2 protein-coding genes and 1 pseudogene are annotated in these 1,207 nt (G+C 35.7%); 1 reads left to right on the top strand and 2 read right to left on the bottom strand.

Translation table 11 applies throughout. From position 1 onward, the window contains the following. Positions 1 to 454 (top strand): hypothetical protein (locus G470_RS14600; protein WP_035445685.1); only part of this gene is annotated, 454 nt, incomplete at its 5' end. Between the two features lie 112 nt (positions 455 to 566). Here G470_RS14600 and G470_RS0111735 read toward each other — a convergent pair. Beyond that, positions 567 to 785: a hypothetical protein gene (locus tag G470_RS0111735; protein ID WP_028274951.1), complete on the bottom strand. Its 219-nt coding sequence runs from the start codon at positions 783 to 785 to the stop codon at positions 567 to 569. Then, positions 775 to 1,207: pseudogene (locus G470_RS14605) on the bottom strand (hypothetical protein); the annotation flags it as partial. The gene G470_RS0111735 and the pseudogene G470_RS14605, both read right to left, overlap by 11 nt.

Genomic DNA, 1,207 nt, shown 5'->3' on the forward strand with positions numbered 1-1,207 from the left:
AATATTAATTAGTTTGGCTATCATTTTGCTGATTGTATCTATTTTCTTGATTAATGAACGCAGTAAGCATACGACATTTGAGGAAGCTTTATTTGAGTGGATCGGTGAGGAAGAAATAATTGCAAGAATTGTGTTTACTGATAATAGAGGGTCAGCAGGGAATAGGAAAAGAGCTATTTTAGATAGTGAAGAAGAAATTAACCAACTACTAAACTCAAACGGATTCCAGTTAGCTCTTGATATGGAATTAAAAGAAGGAAACAAATCGTTACCTACAACTAATTATGAAATGGACTTATATTTAGACAGAGAATCCTACGCGGGAACACGAGCAGTTTCTGTCATTTATGGTGAAAATGATTTAATGATTGGTGATGCCTATTATGAATTGTCTGAGGACGAGTATAATTATTTGGTTCGTGTTATAGCAGATCAAGAGCTGGAATCTTTTTAGGTATTAAGAAATAAATCTTATATAGAGTTGTTTTTTTTCCTCTTTCCTCTCTTTATTAGATAGATGCGCATCTAATAAAAACATGAGAGGGCGATAGGAATGGTAATTCGAATTACTGAATACTGGGGAACTGTATCTGGGTTCCATCTTTCGGAACATTTTCTTTCAACTCTTGCACTTGTTCGGAAGATAATTCTTTTTCAATTGCTGAAATAATCCTTCCCATTGGAGTACGAACGGTCAACACATAATTACCCTTTTTAGTTGTATCTTCATGCCACGCAACGACTGTCCCCTTTTTTTCATCAAATGAACCGTATTTAATTTTCATTGACGGGCTCCTCGCTTTCAGCTAATAACTTCTCAAACATATTTTCTCCATGCTTTTTATTAAAATTGCTGATCATATCTTTTGACCATTCTTTGTTTTCCCCTCGCAGATTGTATAATTTCACTCTCATTTCAAATTCTTGCTCCATAGAAAGAGGTTTATCTTCTGGAGGTTTGTACCCCTCTTTTGCCCAGTCCGGCAGGGTTTCTTTCCTAGTAACCTTCTTCTTCGCTTTTCCGCCTTTCTCTTTCTCGTATTTTCCGTCAACCCACTTTTCAGATTTTTCAGGTTTCCAAGTGAAAATATAGCTTTTTACAGGGTTGCCACGAGTATTGGCTTTGACTTTTTTAACTTTCAAACCCTTAAAAAACTGCGGTAACTCTCGCATAACAGGCTCTAAAATATTTTTGTCGATATGGCTT

The organism is Atopococcus tabaci DSM 17538, from assembly GCF_000429585.1.
GTDB lineage: Bacteria > Bacillota > Bacilli > Lactobacillales > Carnobacteriaceae_A > Atopococcus > Atopococcus tabaci.